This is a genomic window from Corynebacterium sp. HMSC063G05, assembly GCF_001810555.1.
In the GTDB taxonomy this organism is placed as follows: Bacteria; Actinomycetota; Actinomycetes; order Mycobacteriales; family Mycobacteriaceae; genus Corynebacterium; species Corynebacterium jeikeium_D.
Genome location: NZ_KV801846.1, coordinates 1 through 21,871, shown reverse-complemented (window position 1 = coordinate 21,871; position 21,871 = coordinate 1). Strand labels below are relative to the sequence as shown.

18 protein-coding genes and 1 tRNA gene are annotated in these 21,871 nt (G+C 64.4%); 5 read left to right on the top strand and 14 right to left on the bottom strand.

What is annotated here, in order from left to right; all coding sequences use genetic code 11:
- Positions 1-59: 59 nt before the first annotated feature.
- The 4 genes from HMPREF2751_RS03925 to HMPREF2751_RS03910 form a co-directional block, all read right to left on the bottom strand.
- Positions 60-920 (bottom strand): lytic transglycosylase domain-containing protein, encoded by an 861-nt coding sequence (locus HMPREF2751_RS03925; protein ID WP_049172246.1) that lies wholly within the window; start codon positions 918-920, stop codon positions 60-62.
- Positions 921-991: 71 nt separating this feature from the next.
- Positions 992-2,032 carry a MazG nucleotide pyrophosphohydrolase domain-containing protein gene (locus HMPREF2751_RS03920; protein WP_049172244.1) on the bottom strand — a complete coding sequence of 347 codons (1,041 nt, stop codon included), beginning with the start codon at positions 2,030-2,032 and terminating at the stop codon, positions 992-994.
- A 7-nt stretch (positions 2,033-2,039) separates the two neighbouring features.
- On the bottom strand, positions 2,040-5,666 hold the full coding sequence (gene mfd, locus HMPREF2751_RS03915; RefSeq protein WP_070595508.1) for a transcription-repair coupling factor: 3,627 nt from the start codon (positions 5,664-5,666) through the stop codon (positions 2,040-2,042).
- Between the two features lie 44 nt (positions 5,667-5,710).
- Positions 5,711-6,403, bottom strand: coding sequence for a TetR/AcrR family transcriptional regulator (locus HMPREF2751_RS03910; RefSeq protein WP_101687444.1), 693 nt, complete (start codon positions 6,401-6,403; stop codon positions 5,711-5,713).
- A 110-nt stretch (positions 6,404-6,513) separates the two neighbouring features.
- On the opposite strand from HMPREF2751_RS03910, the gene HMPREF2751_RS03905 reads away from it, so the two are divergent.
- The 5 genes from HMPREF2751_RS03905 (at position 6,514) to pth (ending at position 10,776) form a co-directional block, all read left to right on the top strand.
- Positions 6,514-6,584 (top strand) — tRNA-Gln (locus HMPREF2751_RS03905).
- Between the two features lie 87 nt (positions 6,585-6,671).
- Positions 6,672-8,162, top strand: a complete 1,491-nt coding sequence (glmU, locus tag HMPREF2751_RS03900; protein ID WP_070595506.1) for a bifunctional UDP-N-acetylglucosamine diphosphorylase/glucosamine-1-phosphate N-acetyltransferase GlmU — start codon at positions 6,672-6,674, stop codon at positions 8,160-8,162.
- 7 nt (positions 8,163-8,169) lie between these two features.
- Complete coding sequence (locus tag HMPREF2751_RS03895) at positions 8,170-9,147, top strand: ribose-phosphate diphosphokinase (protein ID WP_016423206.1); 978 nt, start codon at positions 8,170-8,172, stop codon at positions 9,145-9,147.
- A 250-nt stretch (positions 9,148-9,397) separates the two neighbouring features.
- Positions 9,398-10,042 carry a 50S ribosomal protein L25/general stress protein Ctc gene (locus HMPREF2751_RS03890; protein WP_049172236.1) on the top strand — a complete coding sequence of 215 codons (645 nt, stop codon included), beginning with the start codon at positions 9,398-9,400 and terminating at the stop codon, positions 10,040-10,042.
- Positions 10,043-10,167: 125 nt separating this feature from the next.
- Positions 10,168-10,776: an aminoacyl-tRNA hydrolase gene (gene pth, locus HMPREF2751_RS03885; protein ID WP_049172234.1), complete on the top strand. Its 609-nt coding sequence runs from the start codon at positions 10,168-10,170 to the stop codon at positions 10,774-10,776.
- A gap of 178 nt (positions 10,777-10,954) precedes the next feature.
- On the opposite strand, the gene HMPREF2751_RS03880 is transcribed toward pth, so the two are convergent.
- The 10 genes from HMPREF2751_RS03880 to HMPREF2751_RS03835 all read right to left on the bottom strand — a co-directional run bounded on the left by HMPREF2751_RS03880 (position 10,955) and on the right by HMPREF2751_RS03835 (position 21,610).
- Complete coding sequence (locus HMPREF2751_RS03880) at positions 10,955-12,688, bottom strand: ABC transporter ATP-binding protein (protein ID WP_049172232.1); 1,734 nt, start codon at positions 12,686-12,688, stop codon at positions 10,955-10,957.
- Entirely contained in the window at positions 12,685-14,463 is a 1,779-nt protein-coding gene (locus tag HMPREF2751_RS03875; RefSeq protein ID WP_070549403.1) for an ABC transporter ATP-binding protein, read from the bottom strand. The genes HMPREF2751_RS03880 and HMPREF2751_RS03875 overlap by 4 nt, the downstream gene beginning before the upstream one ends.
- Entirely contained in the window at positions 14,460-14,960 is a 501-nt protein-coding gene (locus tag HMPREF2751_RS03870; RefSeq protein WP_070549420.1) for a class I SAM-dependent methyltransferase, read from the bottom strand. The genes HMPREF2751_RS03875 and HMPREF2751_RS03870 overlap by 4 nt, the downstream gene beginning before the upstream one ends.
- 107 nt (positions 14,961-15,067) lie before the next feature.
- A complete protein-coding gene (locus tag HMPREF2751_RS03865) occupies positions 15,068-15,805 on the bottom strand; it encodes an ABC transporter permease (protein WP_070438221.1) in 738 nt (245 codons plus the stop codon).
- Entirely contained in the window at positions 15,802-16,554 is a 753-nt protein-coding gene (locus HMPREF2751_RS03860) for an ABC transporter permease (protein ID WP_070438218.1), read from the bottom strand. Before HMPREF2751_RS03860 ends, HMPREF2751_RS03865 begins: the two co-directional genes overlap by 4 nt.
- On the bottom strand, positions 16,551-17,594 hold the full coding sequence (locus HMPREF2751_RS03855) for an ABC transporter ATP-binding protein (protein WP_070438215.1): 1,044 nt from the start codon (positions 17,592-17,594) through the stop codon (positions 16,551-16,553). The genes HMPREF2751_RS03860 and HMPREF2751_RS03855 overlap by 4 nt, the downstream gene beginning before the upstream one ends.
- Positions 17,591-17,809 carry a hypothetical protein gene (locus HMPREF2751_RS03850; protein ID WP_224783744.1) on the bottom strand — a complete coding sequence of 73 codons (219 nt, stop codon included), beginning with the start codon at positions 17,807-17,809 and terminating at the stop codon, positions 17,591-17,593. Before HMPREF2751_RS03850 ends, HMPREF2751_RS03855 begins: the two co-directional genes overlap by 4 nt.
- The gene (locus tag HMPREF2751_RS03845; protein WP_070438210.1) at positions 17,806-18,546 is read right to left on the bottom strand and encodes an AMP-binding protein; all 741 of its coding nucleotides are present in this window, start codon (positions 18,544-18,546) and stop codon (positions 17,806-17,808) included. The genes HMPREF2751_RS03850 and HMPREF2751_RS03845 overlap by 4 nt, the downstream gene beginning before the upstream one ends.
- A 173-nt stretch (positions 18,547-18,719) precedes the next feature.
- On the bottom strand, positions 18,720-20,921 hold the full coding sequence (locus HMPREF2751_RS03840; protein ID WP_246823143.1) for an ATP-binding cassette domain-containing protein: 2,202 nt from the start codon (positions 20,919-20,921) through the stop codon (positions 18,720-18,722).
- 107 nt (positions 20,922-21,028) lie between these two features.
- Positions 21,029-21,610, bottom strand: coding sequence for an ECF transporter S component (locus HMPREF2751_RS03835; protein WP_224783742.1), 582 nt, complete (start codon positions 21,608-21,610; stop codon positions 21,029-21,031).
- Between the last annotated feature and the right edge of the window lie 261 nt (positions 21,611-21,871).

Below are 21,871 nucleotides of genomic sequence, written 5' to 3'. Positions count from 1 at the left end.
CGGCACATGACTCCAATTGTGGCACGGTTTGCCAACCTTCGCCTTAAATCCTTTTCACCCTATGCGGGCTGATTCAGCGCATAGTTCGCCGCAGCGTCCCGAACATCGCGAAGATACTGCTCAGACTGGTTATATGAGCGAATTGCAGATGCCCACCCTTCCGGGGTGGCGAGGTCGCGTTCCCCACTGCAGAGCATCCGTGCGGTGGTCGCAGTTGCGTCGTCGATGTTGTTGGGGTCGGCGACACCATCACCAGACGCATCCATCGCAAAACGATGCCAGGTCTCGGGAATAAACTGCATCGGCCCCACAGCGCGGTCATACTCTGTGTCACCGTCGAGTTCGCCGTTGTCAGTATCGAGAACCTCAGCAAACCCACTCGTGCCGTCCAGCGGCGGACCGATAATCGTCGGACTGACTACCCCATCGGCGCCGATATGAGCCGGCTTGAGCCAATTGCCCGAGTACGTGCCGTGATTAGTCTCCACTTTGCCCAGTCCTGCAAGCGTGTTCCACTCCAGGTGGCAGTTCGGGAACTGTTCTGCCGCAATCACATATGCGTTGCCGTAGGCGCGGAGAGCGTCCTCAGAAATACCCGTCTTCGGGGAAATCTGCTGCGCCCACTGTCGGAGCTGTTCCGAGGTGCGCCCGGGCGCGTTGACATCAATCATCGGCGGTGGCTCAGCCGCAGCAGGCGGCACATTATCCGGAATCGGCTTCTTGGTCAACGACGGGATTACGGGTCCAGTGAACATAGCCAACGCCCCAACCGTGCCAATGATGATCAGCACCGCCAGGGAGGTTAGACCGAGGCAGCCACAGCCTCTCGAGGACTTCTTTTTCCCCTTACTGCGGCCACGCGGCTTCGCCCCGCGGGGTGCGGGGTGCGCGTATTCATCAAAGGGAGAATTAGAAGGCATGGGGAATTACTCTACGGGGTAGACCGTAAAAATCACTCAAACTCGAGGACAGAAATCACTTTTGCTGGAAACTAGCTGTCGCTTTCCGACGGGCCGAAGTCCTCAGCCTCTTCGTTATCTTCGCTGCCCGCTGCCCACTGCTCAGCACTGCCGGCCTGCTGATTCTCCATCTGGGCCAGCTCAGTCAGGAATGTGCGTGAAGCCTGTCGGGTCCGTTCTTCCGCACCGGACTCAGTCTCCAGCCCCGGGGTCGGGACCAGAATCTCCACTGGAATGTCTGCATCGGACAGTCCCAGTGCACGTGCGCGGCGGATGGCTTCCTCAGCCAAAGTCAGAGCTGGCAGCTGTGTGGCCGGGTTCGAGCGCGGACGTCCGCGGCCGTAAGCCCACAGTCGCTCCTGTTCTTCCTCCGACACCATCTCTCCCTCGGCCACAGTGCCGTCGAAGAGGTACGGCTGACGAGCGCGCATCTTCAAAATAAAGTCGGTCGCCACATCGTCGAAGTCGAAGTCCTCCGCGATTTCAGCGTGGAAGAGGATCTGCAGCAGCAGATCCGACAGCTCGCTACGAATGTCACCGCCCTCGTTGACTGCGTCGACAAACTCGTAGGCCTCTTCAATGAGATACGGCAGCAGGCTCTTGTGCGTCTGGCGAGCTTCCCACTGCCCCGTGCGCCGTGCTGCCGCCATGATGTCCACGGCCTCGACGACGTGGGGCAGACGAGCTGCGGCAAGCTGTTCCTGCGGAGTCAGCGGTTCTGCAACAGGCTCTGCCCCTGGCTCTGCAACCGGTTCTGGCTCAGGTTCTTTCACCGAGTCCTGCTGGGGAGCCGCCGCAACCTGAGCTGCCGGAGCTGCTGGGTCCGGCGCATCATCCAGCTCGACCGAGTAGACCTTCTCGCCCGCATCGAGGCGATCGAGTACCTCGTCGTTTTCCATATCGGTGGTGACCAGAATCTCCGCCTGGGACACCGAGTGCCCACCGGCGTCGGCGATTGCCCAGCGCACACGGATCGGGACTTCTTCGGTGTAGCTGACTTCACCGGTCAGCAGGCTAGCGGCTTCCAGCGGAATCGCTGTTGGAAAGCGGCTATCGAGCTTGATGATAGTCATACGGTTTCTAGTCCTTTCCCATGTGCGAGATATCCATACGTGGAATTCCCGCCATCGATGTCAAGAAGTCTGCTACCCACTGCACCAATGCAATGTCGCGGACAGGTTTTGCCCGCAACCCTCGCCCTTCCTTCGGCATTCCGACGGAAACCGTGCGCGTTGCCGCACGATAGGTCGCCTGTGGATACAGGCGCTTGAGACGCACCTGCTTGGAGTCAGCAAGCTCCATAGGGGTTATTCTAATGTGCGCACCCATGGCTTGAACTTCATGCACGCCGAATTCCCGGCAAATAATTCGAAGTCGTGAAATAACCGCCAATCTCTCCACCTCAATGGGTGGGGTTCCGTAACGGTCAACGAGCTCTTCGAGCACTACGTCGATATCGTCCAGCGCACTGGCAGCAGCAAATTTGCGGTACGCCTCTAGACGTAGGCGTTCCGACGACACATATTCGGCCGGAATATTCGCATCGACCGGCAAATCGATCCGAACTTCCTTCGGTTCGTTATCGGAAGCATCCGGAGTTTCACCATCGGCCACTGCCTTCAGTGCGGCCACGGCCTCGCCAACCAGTCGGACGTACATGTCGAAGCCGACGCCGGCAATGTGACCGGACTGCTCCGCACCGAGGATATTTCCGGCGCCACGCATTTCCAGGTCCTTCATGGCCACAGCCATGCCGGCACCCAAGTCATTGTTCTGCGCGATCGTGGACAGACGGTCGTAGGAAGTCTCCGTCAGCGTCTGATTTTCCGGGTAGAGGAAGTAGGCATAGGCGCGCTCGCGGGAACGGCCCACACGACCACGCAGCTGGTGCAGCTGGGAAAGACCCATATGGTGGGCGTTTTCCACAATCAACGTATTGGCGTTGGCAATATCCAGGCCGGTCTCCACGATGGTGGTACACACCAGCACGTCGTACTCGCGCTGCCAGAAGCCATCGACCGTGCGCTCCAGCTGCTCCTCCCCCATCTGACCGTGGGCCACTACCACGCGGGCCTCGGGCACCAAATTGCGGATAGTCTGGGCGACTTTGTCAATGGTTTCCACCTTATTATGCAGGTAGAACACCTGGCCGTCGCGAAGCAGCTCTCGCCTGATAGCTGCGGCGACCTGCTTGTCGGACTGCGCGCCGACGTATGTCAGCACCGGGTGACGATCCTGCGGCGGGGTGAGAATCTGGCTCATCTCGCGGATGCCAGCAATCGACATTTCGAGCGTGCGCGGAATTGGCGTTGCGGACATGGTGAGTACGTCGACGTGGTGCCGTAGCGCCTTGATGTGTTCCTTGTGTTCGACGCCGAAACGCTGCTCCTCGTCAACGATGACCAGGCCGAGTTCTTTCCACTGCACGCCGGTCTGCAGGAGACGATGCGTGCCGATAACAATGTCGACCGTCCCGTTCTTCAACCCTTCGAGGACCTCCTTGGAGTCCTTCGGCGAGGTGAAGCGGGACAGTCCACGGATGGTGACCGGGAAGCCCTCCATACGTTGGGTGAAAGTGGTCAAGTGCTGCTGCGCCAGAAGTGTGGTCGGCACCAACACTGCCACCTGACGGCCATCTTGAACAGCCTTGAAGGCAGCACGCAGTGCCACCTCGGTCTTGCCGTAGCCGACATCGCCGATGAGCACGCGATCCATCGGCACCGGCTTTTCCATGTCGGACTTAATTTCGTCGATGGCCTGCAGTTGATCTTCGGTCTCGGTGAAGGGGAAGTTATCCTCCATCTCCTGCTGCCATGGCGTATCCGGCGCGAACGCGTGGCCCGGCGCGGCTTGGCGCTCGGCGTAGAGCTTGACCAGCTCTTCCGCAATCTCGCGGACAGCGCCACGGGCCTTGCGCTTGGTGGACTTCCAGTCCGACCCGCCCATCTTCGACAGGGTGGGCTTTTCGCCGCCGACATAGCGCGACAGCAAATCCAGGCTCTCCATCGGCACGTAGAGCTGGTCCGAGGGACCTCCGCGCTTGCTCGGTGCGTACTCGAGCACCACGTACTCGCGGCGTGCCTGATCCTCGCCCGTGCCGATGGTGCGCTCAGTGAGCTTCACAAACCGACCAATGCCATGCGTGTCGTGCACGACATAGTCACCGGCCTTCAGCGCCAGCGGATCCACGCGACCACGGCGCTTCGCCGGCTTGCGGCGCCCACCAAGCGCACCTTCCGCGATGCGGTTACCTGTGATGTCCTGCTCGGTAATCAGAGTCAGCGCGCCACCGGGAATACGCGGGAATACCAGACCACCGTGCAAAACACCCTGGTAGACGGTAATTCTTCCGGACTCGGGATACTCCGGACCTGCCGCCATGCGCGTCGCAATTCCGGCTTCCCTAAACTTTTCCGCTTGCCGACGCGCCCCCGCGGGCGTCGCCGCCACGTACGCCACTCGCTCCCCCGCGACCGTGGCATCGCGCAGCTGCTTCATCAGGTGACCAATTTCCTTTAAGTCTCCGCGTGGCGCGGGCCCAGGCTCGAAGGTCAGTGGCAGCACATCATCTTCGGTGACTCCCGCCTCCAGCATGCCGGGCGGGGAAATATGCCACGAAGTGGGCATCGGGATAGAGGCCAAGCTGCGGTACGCGCTGGGCTCCAGCCCATCCGTGGCGATTGGCGCCGAGCCACCCATCGCAGCAGTTTCCCACGCTGCGGCCATAAACTCCTCGCCTGCACTGATAAGGTCCTGTGCGCGGGAGCGAATGCGCTCCGGCCCGCACATGAGCACATGCGTTTTCTCCGGCATGACCTCGGTGAGCATCTTCATCGGATGCTGACTAATCAGTGGGATCAGCGATTCCATGCCCTCCACCCACTGGCCATCGCCGATGCGGGTGAGCATTTCTTGGACCTGGCCAGAGCGCGTGGTGGCGAGTTTCTCCGCGGCGGCCTTCACGTCGTCGTCGATAAGCAGTGCACGACACGGGAAGATATCCAGCTGGTCGACCTCTACCTCAGAGATCGTGCGCTGGTCAGCGACGGAAAAGGCGCGCAGGTCGGTGACCTCGTCACCCCAGAGCTCGATACGTACCGGCAGCTCTTCGGTCGCAGGGAAAACATCGACGATGCCGCCACGCACGGCAAATTGGCCACGCCTGCCGACCATGTCCACATGCGAATAGCCGTGATGCACCAACCGCTCAACTAGGTTCTCGCAGTCCTGGTCCAGCTGAACGTGAATGGGGGCACTGGTTTCAGCCTCGAGGTCGTCCACAATCGGCTGCACCAACGAGCGCACCGCCGCAATCAGAACGTCGACTTTGCCCCGGCGAACGTCGTAAAGCGCCTTACGACGCTGCGCCACAGTATCCACGGCCGGCGAAAGCTTCTCATGCGGGAGCGTCTCCCACGAGGGGAACATAGCTACACGGTCGCCGATCATAGACTTGACCTCGGCAGTCAGGTCCTCCGCCTCACGGCCGGTAGCCGTGATGACCAGCACCGGCACCTTCGTAGACATGGCGTAAATAAGGTGCGAACGCACCGCGTCCGCACCCGTGAGCGCCAGCTCGTCTTCGCCGATGCGCCCGAGCACGCCGACAAATTGAGGATCCGTGACAACGAGGCTTTCCAGCCCCGACAGCGGGTTCGGCAGAATGCTGGGTGTGGCTTTCGCCGAGGAAGACGCAGAAGTTGGCATAGCCCCAATATAACCATGCACCCCGGATCCACCCTGCGTGCTGGTTAGCCGTTCTCCGCCACCTGCATCGGGTCCGCTGCGGCACCTGCGCCGAACTTCGCGCCCTCAGCGGCCGCTGGCACATCAGCGGAGCCATGCAGAGTCGGAGAACCCTCCATGCCGGCCAGCCCGTTCCAACACAGGTTCACGATGTGCGCCGCCACTGTCTCCTTATCCGGACTGCGCTTCTCCATCCACCAGCGAGCGGTCTGCGAAACCATACCGACCATGCAGTTTCCGTAGAGCACCGACATGGCCGGGTCGAAGCCGGCGCGTTTGAAAGCCTCGGCAAGGATAGGCGTAATCGACTCAGTGGCATTATTCAGCAGCGTCTCATAGCCACCCGCCACGCCGGGGTCGCGAGAAATAATGGAGAATCCCTCCGGGTTTTCCTCCACATAAGTCAGCAGTGCCAACACCGCCTGTTCGATGCGGTAACGCGAGCGTCCCAGGGACAACGCTTCCCTAATCGTGGCCTCCAGGGTCTTCATCTCCTGGTCGACGACTGCCTGGTAGAGCCGCTCTTTGGTACCGAAATGCTCGTAGACAACCGGCTTTGATACCCCAGCTGCGGCAGCGATCTCCTCCATTGAGGCGGCATCAAGCCCCTTGGCGGCAAAGATTCCACGGCTGACTTCTGTCAGCTGAGCTTTGCGCTGTGGACCGGTCATACGTCGTCTCGGAGAATTGGAGGCCATGCTTTTAGATTAGTGGCTAAAGTCTTGCTATCGTATATCGCAGGCGCAAGCGAGTTGGCTGAGTCGAATCAGCGTCGAATCAGCCATGCAATTTTTCGCGTTTGCCCCATTCTCCCATGGTGTAATGGCAACACTCCGGTTTTTGGTACCGGCATTCTAGGTTCGAGTCCTGGTGGGAGAGCAAGCGGGGGGCCGGCCCCTTAATTAAGAAGTGACTTTTCGCCCCGCCGTGACCGTGATGCACCCTGACCGAGGAGTAGCAAGTTTCATGTCAAACGGTTCGGCCACCGCTGTGGTCATTCTCGCCGCGGGTCAAGGCACCCGAATGAAATCCGATACGCCGAAAATGCTGCACGCTATCGGCGGTCGTACCATGTTGGAGCACGCGCTCTATGCCGCCAAGGGAATTAGTCCGGAAGAGATTGCTGTTGTCGTTGGCCACCAGCGCGAAAAGGTAATCGACGCCATCGGGACTTGGGCTTCGGATACCGAGCACTCCAACGACGTCGTCATTGCCCCGCAGGAAGAACAAAACGGTACCGGCCACGCTGTTCAGTGCGCACTGGAACACCCTGAGCTGCAGAATTTCGATGGCACCATTCTGGTGACCACTTCCGATGTTCCGCTGCTGGATTCCGAAGCGCTCCAGGCACTGCTCGAAGAGCACAACCGCAAGCCACGCGCTGCCGTGACTGTGCTGACCTCCACTGCTGACAACCCGCACGGCTACGGCCGCATCGTTCGCAACGCCGACGGCGAAGTTCTGCGCATCGTGGAGGAAAAGGACGCCTCCGACGAGGAACGCGAGATCACCGAGGTCAACTCCGGTGTCTACGCATTTGATGCCGAGACCCTGGCAAACGCTCTCAAGCAGCTGGACACCAACAATGCCCAGGGCGAGCTCTACCTCACCGATGTCATCGGCATCGCCCGTGAGGCCGACCGCTCAGTACGCGGTCACCGCCTCGCCGACGCCACCGTCGTCGCCGGTGTCAATGACCGCGTCCAGCTGGCTACCCTTGGCCGTGAGCTCAACCGTCGCACCTGCGAGGCAGCTATGCGCGGGGGCGCCACTATCGTCGATCCGGACACCACGTGGATTGACGTTGAGGTGGAAATCGGCCGCGACGTCACGATTCTGCCGGGCACGCAGCTGCACGGCAAGACCGTGATTGGCGACGGGGCCACCGTGGGACCGGACACGACGCTGACCAACATGGTCGTCGGCAAGCGCGCCAGCGTCGTACGTACACACGGTTCCGATTCGGAGATCGGCGAGGATGCGACGGTCGGACCGTTCACCTACATTCGCCCGAACACCAAACTCGGTGTCGGCGCGAAGCTCGGCGGCTTCGTAGAAGCGAAGAACGCGCAGATTGGAAACGGTTCGAAGGTTCCGCACCTGACCTACGTCGGCGATGCGGAGATTGGCGAGCACTCCAACATTGGTGCCTCCAGCGTGTTCGTGAACTACGACGGCGTCAACAAGCACCGCACCGTTATCGGCTCGCATGTTCGCACCGGCTCCGACACCATGTTCATCGCTCCGGTGACCGTGGGTGATGGTGCGTACTCAGGTGCAGGTACTGTTATTAAGGACGACGTTCCTCCGGGAGCATTGGCGGTCAGTGGTGGCCGTCAGCGCAACATCGAGGGATGGGTCGAGCGGAAGCGTCCAGGTACCGCTGCTGCTGAGGCAGCGCAGGCGGCGCAGGTAGCTGACAACGCTGACAACAACAAGGAAGACCAGGAAGGCTAGACGGCAGATGACCGGCCAGTGGATCGATAACCAAAAGAACCTCATGCTCTTCTCCGGAAGGGCACACCCGGAATTGGGCGAGGCAGTTGCCAAGGAGCTCGGCACAGAGCTGACTCCGATGACCGCTCGTGATTTTGCCAACGGCGAAATCTTCGTGCGCTACGAGGAATCCGTCCGCGGTTCCGATGCCTTCGTACTGCAGGCGCACCCGGCACCGCTGAACAAGTGGCTCATCGAGCAGCTGATTATGATTGACGCGCTCAAGCGCGGTTCAGCCAAGCGCATCACCGCTATCCTGCCGTTCTTCCCATACGCCCGCCAGGACAAGAAGCACCGTGGCCGTGAGCCGATTTCCGCTCGCCTGGTCGCTGACCTGCTCAAGACCGCAGGCGCTGACCGCATCGTCTCCGTGGACCTCCACACCGACCAGATTCAGGGCTTCTTCGACGGCCCGGTCGATCACATGCACGCCATGCCGATTCTGTCGGAGTACATCAAGAAGAACTACTCCCTGGACAACCTGGTCGTGGTCTCCCCTGACGCCGGCCGTGTGAAGGTTTCCGAGAAGTGGGCCAACACCCTGGGCGACGCCCCGCTGGCCTTCATTCACAAGACCCGTTCCGTCGATGTCGCAAACCAGGTTGTCGCCAACCGCGTGGTCGGCGAGGTCTCCGGTAAGACCTGTCTGCTCATCGACGACATGATTGACACCGGCGGCACCATCGCCGGCGCTGTCAAGGTGCTGCGTGAGGCTGGCGCTGAGGATGTCATCATCGCTACCACGCACGGCGTCTTCTCCGACCCAGCTCGCGAGCGCCTGTCGAAGTGCGGTGCCCGCGAGGTCATCACCACCGATACCTTGCCGCAGTCCACCGAGGGCTGGGACAACCTGACCGTCCTGCCAATCGCACCACTGCTGGCTAAGACGATCCACGAGATCTTCGAAAACGGTTCCGTCACCACCCTCTTCGAGGGTCAGGCATAAGTTCTTTCCGCTTGCCGACGGGCATCCCGCCGCGACCAGCAACCTAGTTTTGCTGGTGGTGGCGGGGTTTGCTGTTTGACCTGTTAGTCCACTACAATTTCTCCGGTAAGTCTCGGCGAGGGCGGCCACAGTAGGTGGTTGCCGTTATCGACGCGACGCTCGCAGCCCAACTTTTGCGCCCACGGTGGCATGGATGCGGCACGTGCTCGACTCGACGACTCAATATCGAATCGTTTAGGAGTCCATTTTCATGGCAAAGCCCAACATCATCAAGATTGATGCTCGTAACCGCACCGAGTTCGGCAAGGGTGCCGCTCGCCGTGCCCGCGTTGCTGGCGACATCCCGGTTGTCATCTACGGCGCTGACCTGGATGCCCCGAAGCACATCCTCGTTGACACTCTGGATTTCCACGCTGTCATCCGTAACCACGGTGTCAACGCTGTTCTGGACGTCAACATCGAGGGTGAGTCCCAGCTGTCCATGGTCAAGGCTGTTGACCAGAACCCGCTGACCCTCGACATCGACCACGCTGACCTGCTCGCCATTCACCGTGACGAGAAGGTTGAGGTTGAGGTTCCGGTCGTTCCGACTGGCGAGCTCGCTCCGGGCGCCCTGCTCATGCAGGATGCCGAGACCATTCTGGTCAACGCACCGGTTCTGGCTATTCCGGAAGAGATCGAGGTCTCCGTCGAGGGTGCAGAGGTCGGCACCATGGTTCACGCCGGCGACGTTACCCTGCCGGAGGGCCTGGTCCTCACCGACGACGCTGACCTGCTCATCTTCAACATTGTCGAGCCGGAGGAAGAGCCGGCTGGTGACGTCGATGCCGATATCGAGGGCATGGGCGAGGCTGAGACCCCGGATGAGCCAGCTGAGGAAGAGGCTGCTGAGTAGTTAACCTCTCGCATGCTTAGCTAACACAGCTGCGTAAGAAAGGGACGGACTTTTGTCCGTCCCTTTCTTTTTTCTGAAACTCCCCGAAGTCAGAAGTCCGCGCGCTGTGTGCCAAGATTGAACTCATGAACGCCTCCACCACACCTCTGCTTGTCGTGGGGCTCGGCAACCCTGGGCCCAAATATGAACTCACCCGCCATAACGTCGGGCATCTGGTGCTAGATGAACTAGCCAGCCGCACTTCTCCGATGCCGTCGTCGTTTAGCGTGCACAAGAAGTCGAATGCTGAGATAGTCCAGACTCGGTTCAAGACTTCCGACGGTGGCGAGCGGCAGGTGATTCTGGCTAAGCCCCGGACGTACATGAACCTGTCAGGTGGACCGGTCGCGGCGCTGACAAAGTTCTTCAACGTCGCACCTACCGACGTCGTGGTAGTCCACGATGAGCTGGACCTGGACCCGGGCGTGGTGCGCCTCAAGCGCGGCGGGGGCGAGAATGGCCACAATGGCCTGCGCTCGACCACGAAGTCGTTGGGCACGAAGGACTACATGCGGGTACGTATTGGCATTGGCCGTCCTCCGGGCCGCCAAGATCCGGCGGACTACGTGCTGCGTAATTTCAATGCTAAGGAACGCGAGGAGCTCGCTTTCACTCTGCCCACTGCTGCGGAGGCGGTGGAGCTAATCGCCAGCCACGGGCTGGAGATTGCGCAGAACCAGATTCACGGGCGGTAGCAGTAGCGGGAAGGGGGCTATTTTCACGTTCCCGGGAGCTTCAGTCTTTACAGCTCGTCGGTGTTCGTGCTGCTCGGCGTTTTCGTCGGCGTTTTCGCTCTGTCCACCGAGCGCCTGGCGGTGGGATTCGGGAAGCTGCGGCAGGGCGCCCGTGAGGGCATCGACCAGGTGATGAGGATCAGGCGCCCGAGGAGCTCCCCGTCCGGCACGCCCACGACTCGGCGTAGCGGCCGCCCTTCGCCAGCAATTCATCGTGCGTGCCCCGCTCTGCGACCGTCCCGTCCTCCGAAAGCACGACGATGAGGTCGGCATCGCGAACGGTGTGCAGGCGATGGGCGACGACAATCACGGTGCGATCGCCGCGCAACGCCTCCATCGTGCCGACGATCGCCCGCTCAGTGGCCGCATCCAGCGAGGACGTCGGCTCGTCGAGAAGCACCACCGGGGAATCCTTCAGAAGCGCCCGGGCGATGGCGAGGCGCTGCCGCTCGCCTCCCGACAGCAGCGTCCCCTCCTCCCCCACCGGGGTATCCCACCCGGAAGGCAGCAGCTCCACGATGCGGTCCACCCCGGAACGCCGGGCGGCCTCGCGCAAGCGATCCCCGTCACCGGGCTCGGAACCGAATCCGGGATCGGCGAAGACCACGTTGTCCCGCACGGACGAGTCGAAAAGGAACGTCTCTTGGAACACCGGGGTCACCAGCGAGTTCACGCCGTCGGTGCCAATCCGAGGCAAGGGTACCCCGCCGATGAGGACCTCCCCCGAGTCCGGATCATGAAAACGCGACAGCAGCCGCATGACCGTCGTCTTGCCCGCCCCCGACGGTCCCACTACGGCAACCAGCGCTCCCTGAGGTGCACGGAAGCTGACGCCGTCGAGAACCTTCTTATCCCCGTACCCGAAGCTCACGTCGCGGAACTCCACGTCATGCCCGTCGGGCAGCTCCGGTGCGGCAGGTTCGGGAAGGGCGGGGATTGCCCGCAGGTCACGCAACGCAGCCAACGTGTTGCGGCCCGCACCGAAACCGCCGGACAACGCTCCCGCCGTGGTGATCGGTCCGGTGAACTGGACGACCACGATGAGCATCGGCGCCAAATGCGCCGGCGCCATCCCGCCCGTCGCGGCGACTGCCACGGCGACTATCACCGCCGCCGTGAACACCGCATGGACGACCGAACCCAGTCGTCCGATGGCCGCCCCCTGCGTCGACGTCGCCTTCGCGAACGCATCGTGTTGGGCCCGGATTGCCTCATCCACCATCGCGTCCGCCGCCGAACCGTCGCCCGCGGCGCGAATCGCCTGCTGGCAGCGGGTGAACTCGATCAGCCTGCCGGAGACGGCAGCGACGGCGTCAGCATGCGCTTCGTCCGACTCCCCGCCGACCCGACCAATGGCCCGGTAGGCGAAGAAGATCACCGGCGCCGACGCGACGAGAACCAAACCGACGCGCCAATCCACCGCCAGAATTCCGAAGGCGATGACGGTCGGCGCAACCGCCGCGGCGATGACAGGCCGCAGGATCACGTGCGGCACGGACGCCGCGAACGCGATACCCGACGATGCCATCTCCGAAAAGCGGCCGGCCGTGGACTTGGTGACGTACCCGAGTGGCAACGTCAGCACGCGTTCGCCCAGGGAACGCAGCAGGGACGACAGCACCGCTGCGGAATTCGCCCTGCCGACCGTCCCCGCGGCGAGAGACAGCACCGCATGGGCGGCCGCGAGGCCGGCGATGACGCCGGTGAAACGCCACGCCGTCGCATCATCTCCCTCGGCCAGAGCCGACAGCAGCGGCAGCAGCGCGACGAACGCCGCTCCGTGAGCCAGCGCGGCAAGCGCGGCCAACGCAATGAGCCACGCCAGCGTCATTCTCGAGCGCCGATCCGTCATCGACCACAAGTCCCGAATCATCGGTTCCCCGCCTTTTCATCGTCTAATTCAGTGCCCCGCGGGGCGGATGGTTCGTCGTCGAGCGCGAACGCGCGCCACAAATCCCGGTAGCGGCCACCGCGCGCAAGCAACTCGTCGTGGGTACCCGCCTCCGCGACCGCTCCCCCGTCGAGAACGAGGATGCGGTCGGCGTTGCGGATCGTGCTCAACCTGTGCGCGATCACAATCACCGTCCGTGAACGGGCCAAACGCTCGATTGCGGACTGGATGAGGGCCTCGGAAGCCGGATCCGCGTAAGCGGTTGCCTCGTCGAAGATGAGCACCGGCGCGTCCGTGACGATCGACCTCGCGATGGCCACGCGCTGCGCCTCACCACCGGAAAAGGTCACGTCGACGTTGACCACCGAATCCAGGCCCTTCGGCAGCGCCGCGATGACCGCATCGAGGTTCGCGAGCTTCGCGGCCGCCATGATTTCGCCGTCGGTGGCGTCTCTCCTGGCCAGCCGGATGTTCTCCCGCAACGGCAGCGTGAGCAACTGCGGATCTTGGAACACCACCGACACCGAGCGGTGCACGTCACGCACGGCGATGTCGCGAAGATCGGCGCCGCCCAGCAGCACCGAGCCTTCAACGGGGTCGTAGAAACGCGCCAACAGCCGGGCGACGGTGGACTTTCCGGAACCGGAGGACCCCACCAGCGCAGTGAGGGTCCCCGGTTCGAACGTCGCGGACATCCCGTCGAGGACCCGCGGCCCATCGCCGTAGGAGAAGACCAGGTTCCGGGCCTCGAGCGCGCCTCCGCGCGCGGGCACCGGATCGGCGGGCTCGACGATCGGCGGCGTGCCCAGCACCTCCGCGATGGACTTCAGGGCAGCGATCCCCGCGATGATGGGTTCGGAGTTCATGGCCACCCGCACGATCGCCGCGGAGAGTCCAAGGCCGAGAACCAGCCCGGCGACGAGCCCCTCCGGTAGGCCGCCCGCGGCGTCCCTCAGAGCGAGGCCGGCCCCGCACACCACTGCGAGGACTGTGATCGGGGACGTCACCACGTCGATGACCCCGAGATAGATGTTCGACTGCCGGGACCAGGCAGACCACGCACGGACGAACGACAGCGCCGCGGCATCGTAGCGACCCGCGCCCTGGTTGGCGCGTCCGAAGGACTTCATCACTGAGATACCTCGCACCAACTCGATGACCGCGGCCGTCACTCCTTCGGAGGCTCGCTCGTAGTCGCGCTGAAGACCGGCTCCGCGCGAAATCATCACGCCCATCAGGGCGAAGGTGACCAGCACCGGGACGACCGCCACCGCCGCAATCCGCCAATCCACCGCAACGAGCGCGATGAGGGAAAGCATGGGAACCAGCACCGCCACCACGGTCTCACCGACGGTGTGGCCCATGAGCTGGTGGATAGCCGCGACGTCCTTCTCAACCGACCCGATGATTCCCGACGAGCGCCGGGCGTCCAGCCAGCCCAGCGGCAACTTCCGGATTTGGGCGACCAGCCGGCGCCGAAGGTGGAGCTGCAGGTCGTTATCCGCCCGGTGCGAGAGCATGCCGGCGGCGCCGTCCGCGGCCATGCGCACCGTTGCGGCGACGACGATGACAGCCACGGCCAACCACGTCCGATGCTCCGGGGCCTCCGGGTACGTCATCGCGATGTCGATGATGCCGACCAGCGAAGCGACGGTAGCCACCGACGACAGGACGGATAACGCGACCACCGCACGCATCCGGGTCCGGATCGGGGCGAGCAGCGACCACGGGCTTACGGTCCCGTCCACGGCGCTCACTTGCCCGCCTCCCCGATCGTGCTTTTCTTCGTGAGAGTGCAGAAGTACACCATGCCGGCGCGTGAGGCTCCGCCCAGCTTCAGCCCGTTGGCTTCGGCGAGGTCCTCGAGCTCGCTGCCCCGGAACACCCGGTGGCCCATCTTCGCCATGACGGCCATGTCGACCCGCTCGTTCACGTCGGGATCCTCGGCGAACGTCTGCACGTAAGCGATGCCGCCGTCGGCGAGCAGCCCGGCGACCCTGCCGAGCACAGCACCCGCATCCTTCATTTGGTGGAGCGCGCCGCACACCCAGATTTCATCGGTCCCGCCGGGCTCTCCCGCGAGCGGCGCGAGGACGTCGGCGACGTGGAATTCCGTCCGGGCCCCGAGCCCTTCGACGGCGGCGGCGTCCATCGGTTCACGCGCATAGCGGCTGAGGAACCTCGGCTGGACCTTGTCCTGGTAGGCCGCGAGGAGTCTGCGGTTGTTCTGGACGATCTGGGCAATCGACTTCATCTGGTTCTGTCTCCGGGGTGTGTGGGCCGCGTCCACGCGGCGGTTTCGGGTTAGGTGCTCGGGTTCGCGGGCCGTCATCGGCGGCGATGCCCCCGTGGACGTGCCCGTCATGCAGACTCCCCCGGCCTCGTTTTCACGGCGATGCCCCACGCCGCGAGCACGGCGATGCCTAAGAACCAGGCCGCGCAGACCACCAGACCCGCAGCCCCGGTGCCGTTGACGGCCTCGCCGGCCGCGGATACGGGGGTGTGCCCGGCGATTCCGCGCAGGAGAGGACGGAAGTGGTCGGCGGGCATGAGCACCGTGTTGACGAACATCGCAACGATGATTAACGGGATGAGGGCCACGGAGCCCTGGGGGCTGGTGATGGAGAACGCGATGTACGTGCCGGTGCATGCGGCCGCCGCGGCAACCATCGCGCCGGTCATCGCGATCCTCCACCACCAGGACGCCTCAGGGGGGCTGTCGGAAAGCAAGGCGGCCACCGCCACGACGACGGCCGTCATCGCCATGATCCGGATAAACTCGGCGATGATCCGTGCGGCCGGCACGGCCGCGTACGGCGCCGGCATGGTGATCAACCGCTCGTGGAGGCCATTGCTGCGTTCAACGAACACGGTGGACGATCCCGTGATGGCCAGGATGAATGCCCACGCCGTCACGACCAGGATGACCGCGTTCGGGAGTTCGAACTCTCCGGTGAGCTGCCTGACCAGGCCACCGAACATGCGGTTGACGATGAACAGGTACACGAGCGGAGCAATGAACGTCATGAACCAGAAGTCGGGGCGCCGCAGCCAAATGTGGGCAATGCGCCGCAGATGCACGAAGATGGGGCCGATCATGATTCGCTCCTCGAGGTGAACCGGCGGATGAACAGGACGATTCCGGCGACCGCCGCGACACCGAGCCACAGGGCGGCCTCTTCCCCGGCGCGATCCGGGAAGGCGTCCGGGGACGCCGCCCTAATCACCTCGATCACCGGCGAAAAAGGCATGTGGCGCACGACGTCGCGAAGGGAGCCGTCCAAAGCGGTCGCCGGAATGAACGCGGTGGAGAACATGAGCAGCAGCATTTCCAGCGCCTGGATCGATGAGGCCGTCGACACCGGGGCGGGCACCATCAGGATCACCCCGTCCGTGACCAGGGACAGGACCGCCGCGGCGAGCAGCGACCACAGGACAGTCCACGCGACGTCACCGATAGCCATGTCGAGGCCGCAGGACCACGCGACGACCAGCAGCGCCGCGATCGACGCGGACATCCGCAGCACATCGGTGGCGAGCCTGCCGGCGACATAGCCGCCTGTGGCCCCGGGCAACACGCGCACGCGGTCAACGAGCCCGGACTCGACGTCCTGTCCCACCGCCATCGCCGACGCCGCGGCGGTGAACATCGCCGCCTGGAACAGGCAGCCGCCGAGCACGAAACGCAGGTACCCGAAGCCGGATTGCCCCGCCGAGTACCCAAACACCGCGTACAGGCACAGCAGGAAGAGCGGCGGAACTACGAACATGGAGATCAGCGACGCGGTGTTGCGTCGCAACAGCAGCAGATCCCGACGGAGAAACGCCGCGACCGACGTCGCACTCATCGCGCCGCACCCCCTGCGTTCATCGATATGAACACCTCGTTGAGGGTGGGCGGCGACACGCTCAGCGAATCCGGCGACGCTTCCGAGGCCTCCATCGCCTGCGCCACCGCCTCGAGGACCCGCGGTCCGGGGTCGACGTCGAGGGACACCGACTTCCCCGCGACGCGGGCGCCGTCCAGGCACGTTCCCCCGAGGCAGCGGGCGAACGCCTCCGCCTCGGCGGCGGTGGCAAAGGACACGCGGAGCACGTGCGACCCGAAGTCGCGGCGCAATTCCTCCGGCGTTCCGCTGGCGACGATGCGGCGATCCTTGAGCAGATGGACGTGGTCTGCCAGCGCCTCCGCCTCTTCCAGGTACTGGGTGGTCAGCACCAGGGTCATTCCGTCGTCCCGCAGTTGCCGGATGAAGCCCCACAGCTCTTCGCGGCTGACCGGGTCCAGCCCCGTCGTGGGTTCGTCGAGGAACAGCAGCCTGGGCACGACGCACAGCGACGCGGCGATGTCGAGGCGGCGCCGCATGCCACCCGAATAGGCCGACGCCAGCGTCGAGGCACTGTCCGCGAGCGAGAATTGCGCGAGCAGTTCCGTCGCGCGGGCGGCCGCGGCGGCGCGGTCGAGTCCGCGCAGCCGCCCGAAGAACTCCAGGTTCTCCCGGCCGGTGAGGTTCTCGTCGATCGCCGCGAATTGGCCGGTGGTGGCAATGTCAGCGCGCACGCCCGCCGGGTCCTCTTTCACATCGCGCGAGAAGATGCTCACCTCGCCGGAGTCGGCGGTGATGAGCGTCGACAGGATTCGGATGAGGGTGGTCTTGCCTGCACCGTTGTGGCCGAGGAACGACACGATCGCCCCGGTGGGCACGGTGAAACTCACGCCGTCGAGCACATGCTTGCGCATCCGGGCACCGCGCTTTCCCTTGCGGCCGCCGGCCGGCGGGGCACCTGCCCCGCCTTCGGGCGGGGTGCCCGCTTTGCCCGCAATCGGGTAGCTCTTCGTGAGGTCGCGGACGACAATCGCCGCACCTCGTTCAGCTTGATCCGTCATCGTTTCCCCTTTCCTTTGGTATCGCAGTGGGCCGCTGTCGGCAGCGGCCCCGTGGTCGGGTTGTCATGCGGCACCTCGATATGGATGCCCGCATCGCGGGCGAAGGCGAGGACCGGTTCGAGGAGCCGGGGGTGGCCGACGAGATCCCGGCACCCCGGCGCGACCGGCTTCCCCGCGACCGCCACAACGGTGGCGGCAGCAATCGCCGCGGTCATTTTGTAGGAACCCGGGCCGGTCGCCCGGACGACGGTCGTTTCGGCCGGTGCCTGGTCACGGCCTCGAACCACCTCGGGGGATCGGCGACCACCTCGGAAACCGGCAGCAACACCTGGTCGTAACCACAAAAAAGGGCGTAGACGTGGAAGCCGATCAGCGAAAGGTTGTGGGTCAAAGGTAGCCACGTGAGCATCTTGTTCTCGTACCGGTGTGCGTGGCGTGGGATCGTCGCGCGCAGACCGTTCAGCACGGACTCGTTGGTTACGATGACGCCCTTTGGCGATCCCGTGGAGCCGGACGAAAACTGGATAAGGGCTTCGCCGGCCGTCCCACCTCGCACCGGGAACGCGGGGACCGCCCCGGAGCCATCCCCGGAATCCACGTCCCCCGCCTGAGAGAAGTCCGATTCAGCATCACCCGGCATCGCCGCACCCGGTTCCGCGGCAGCGTCATTGACGATGGACACGTCGAGCAGCCGGTCCTCGCCCACGACCACGGCACCGTTTGCGCCGGTGAGCAGCGTGTGACTGCGTTCGTCGACCAGGATCGGGGCCCCGGGCATCATGTCCGAGAGCGTCCGCACCCTGTCGACGTCAACCGGGCCCGCCACCGCCTCCGCATGGACCCGGCCATACGGGACGAAGACGTCCCGCCGATTCTCGACGAAGGTGATCCCCTTTTTCGTCTCATCGGCCTTGTCCCGAAGCACGTCGCTGATGGTCCGGATCGTGTTCATTGGTACCTCTTTCGGTTGTCGGCGCCATGCCGGTGCCGGGCGGACCGGGCCGCATGGCGTGACCCGGCGGATGTGTCTGAAGGGTTGAAAGGGTGACGAAACTGGGTGGGGCGCGTCTCCGCACAAGCTCGGAAACGCTCGCGGGCCCGGGACCCGCCGGTTCCGGGTGCCCGTCAAGTCACTGCGGACACCAGGGCGGCGACGAAGGCCGCGGCGGACGCTGCGGCCACGAACCCGTCACGCACTCGCCAGGGGTAATCGGTGCGGAAGGTGCGCCGCGGATGGCGGCCGAAGTTGCGCATCGCCAGGGTCAGGGACAGCTTTTCGGCGCAGCGCACGGCGCTGACGAACAGGGGAAAGGCGATGCGCGCGGGCGTCGTCGCGCGGATGAAGCCGGAGCGGAAAGACTGCCCCGGTCGCATTGAGCGCAATCTAATCGCCCATGTCAGATGGGGGATTTCGCTGCGCAGGAACGCCGCGATGCTCACCCCGGAAATCGCTATGGTGCACCATGTGTAGGGCACCCGGAGGCGTTGCACCATGGCGTCGAAAAGCTCCTCGACGCGCATGCACGCGGAGACCAGGACCGTCCCCGCGAACACGGCCGTCAGCAGCAGTCCGTGATGGATGCCGTGGCGGACGGCCTCCGCCGCATCCCCACCTCCGTAGAACTCGGAGCGCCACCCGAGCAGGCCGAAGAACACCCCGATTAACAGGACGAGAAGGACCTTCCCCGCCGTCGCCCGAACGTCGCGTTCCGCGATCGCAGCGAGTGCGAGGAACGCGACCACCGTCAGGGCGAGAACGGCGTCTCCGCCGTAGAGCAGCCCGGCGACGAGGACGAGCATCACCGCCGCGACAATCGTGATGGCGTTCAACCCCGCGCGCCTTCGAGCGGCGGATCCACTGGTCCAGGGGCTTTCGTCCAAGGACGTCCGTGCGCCGGCCGCGGGCAGTGCACGATCCCGCCGGGACGACTCCGGGGAAGCCGGCACGTCGGCTGCGGGACCGGACCAGGCGACCTTCCCTTCGGCGACGATGCTCGCCCGATCCGCCCACGTTCGCGCGGCACGGCGGTCGTGGCACGTGAACACAACGGTTCCGCCGGCCCCGGCGTATTCCGCTAGGGCATCCAGTACGATGCGCGAGCTCGGCGAATCCAGGTGCGCCAACGGCTCGTCGAGAAGCAGCAAACGGCGATTGGCCGCCACCGCCAGGAAGATGCCCAACCGTCTTTTCTGTCCGCCCGACAGGACGAACGGCGAGACGGGGTCAAGTGCCCGGGGGCACAGGGCTTCCCGCAGTTTCCGCAGCTCATCGGCGCCGAGTGGTCCGTGCGGGTCCGTGCCGGCCAGCGCGGAGTCGATTTCCGCGGCGACGGTCGCGCGGGTGAACTGGTGCTCGGGGTTCTGGAACGCCAACGACGCGAAGGCGTCGGGCACGCGCCGGGCGGACGCGCCGTCAATCCGGAGGTCCGCTCCCGCCGTCATCTGGCCCGACAGCACCGCCAGCAAGGTGGACTTACCGGCTCCGTTGGCACCGACTAGGGCATGAATCTCGCCCCGTTCCAGTGTCAGATCGGCCCCGTTCAGGATCCTCTCCCCGCCTCGGGCCACGTGGGTTCCGGTCAAGGCCAGCAGTGGAACGGCATCCGCCTCCGATTCCGGATCGGGACGGTCCGGCGCCCCCGTGCCCGGCGTACTGGCGTCCGGCGTTCCGGCGGTCGCGGCCGTCGTCGCAATGCCCTTCACCGCGATGCCATCCGGCGCTCCGTGGGCGGCGACGCTCCCGTCCGCATCGAGGACCGTCACCGTGTCGACCCACCCGTCGAACGGGCGGAGGTCGTGCTCGATGAGCAGGATAACGCGCCCCGGGGCCCGCAAATCACGGATGGCGGCGAACAGCGACCGGCGACCGTCCTCGTCGACGTGGGCCGCGGGCTCGTCGAAGATCATGACCTCCGGCGCCCTGGCCACCGCACCGGCGATGGCCATCCGCTGGCGTTGCCCGCCCGACAAAGCCCACGGATCCTTCTCCGCGAGCTCTGACAGCCCGAGCTCCGATAGGGCCTCGGCTGATTGCTTGGCGACGATGCCGGCTTCCACGAGGGAAAACTCGAGGGCCATGGCCACGTCATCGACGACTCGGAGCGTGAGCACCTGCGTCGCCGGGTCTTGCCCGACGAAGGTGACCCGGTCCCCGTCCACGGGGCGTTCGGTGCCGTCGGCATCGATGATGTGCACGAATCCGGCATGGTCGATGGGGATGTGCGAGGGGATCAGTCCAGCGATGAGGTGGGCCAGGCTCGTCTTTCCGCATCCCACGGGTCCCGTGATGGCGTTGATCGTGCCGAAATCGAAGGAGAGATCCACCATGTCGGGTGCCCATCGCCCATCGGCGTGCCGCACACCTGCACCACTAACCCGTAACCGGGCCGGGGCCGTCCCGCGTGTCGCACCGGCGCACGCGGGTGCTCCGCCGGTCACCGGGTGACCCCGCGGCTGCGAAGCCCCTTTGCGACGGCAAAGCCCAGGACCAAAAACACCAAGCTCGATGCCAAGGCTACGGCGAAGCTGATCAGGGTCATGGGCGTGGTCGGCGAGTCGACGCCGACTGCGCGCGGGGCCATCGTTCCCATCAGCGCGGAGAACAACATCGCCGAGGCCACGAACTGGGGACGCGTCCACCGCCGGTACAGGGTGACCATGAACGGAAGCTCGATGAGCAATCCTTCCATAATCAGCGCCCCGATTGCGGCGACGCCGAACGGGGTGGTCGCCGCGGACACGACGCCCATGGCAAGGCACGCGATGAGGCTCGCGCCAAGCTTGCGGACGACGATGAGGGGAACAACGCACTGCAGGAACCACAACCCGAGCGTCGCCGCGACGAGATAAACGTGGGCGATGCCAGCGAACACCTGCAGGTAGGTCAGGGGCACGATGATGAGAGACCCCGCAACGCCGATCGCGGCGGCGACGAGCATGTCGCGGGTGGATGGTCGGCCACCCGCTGCGACCGGTGCGACGTGCACCAACCGCCCGTCATCTGTCTGCGACGCCACCGCGTCCCCGACTCCCCCTCCGGAGAGGGGCTCTCCGGTCGATCCACGTTTTCCGTTCATCGTCGCCGCCTCGCTTCCGTTGCCGGTTCCCGATCGGGAACACCACCTGAAACAGAATTAGGTTAGGCAATGCTTATCGCCTTACGCAAGGCTCAATTCACTGAAATTACCCCCTCCCCCGTTACCACGATGGTGCCCCCTCACGGGGCGCGGTCACCGTGCCCGGCATGGCTTATCTGCGTGAACATTTCCATAATCCGG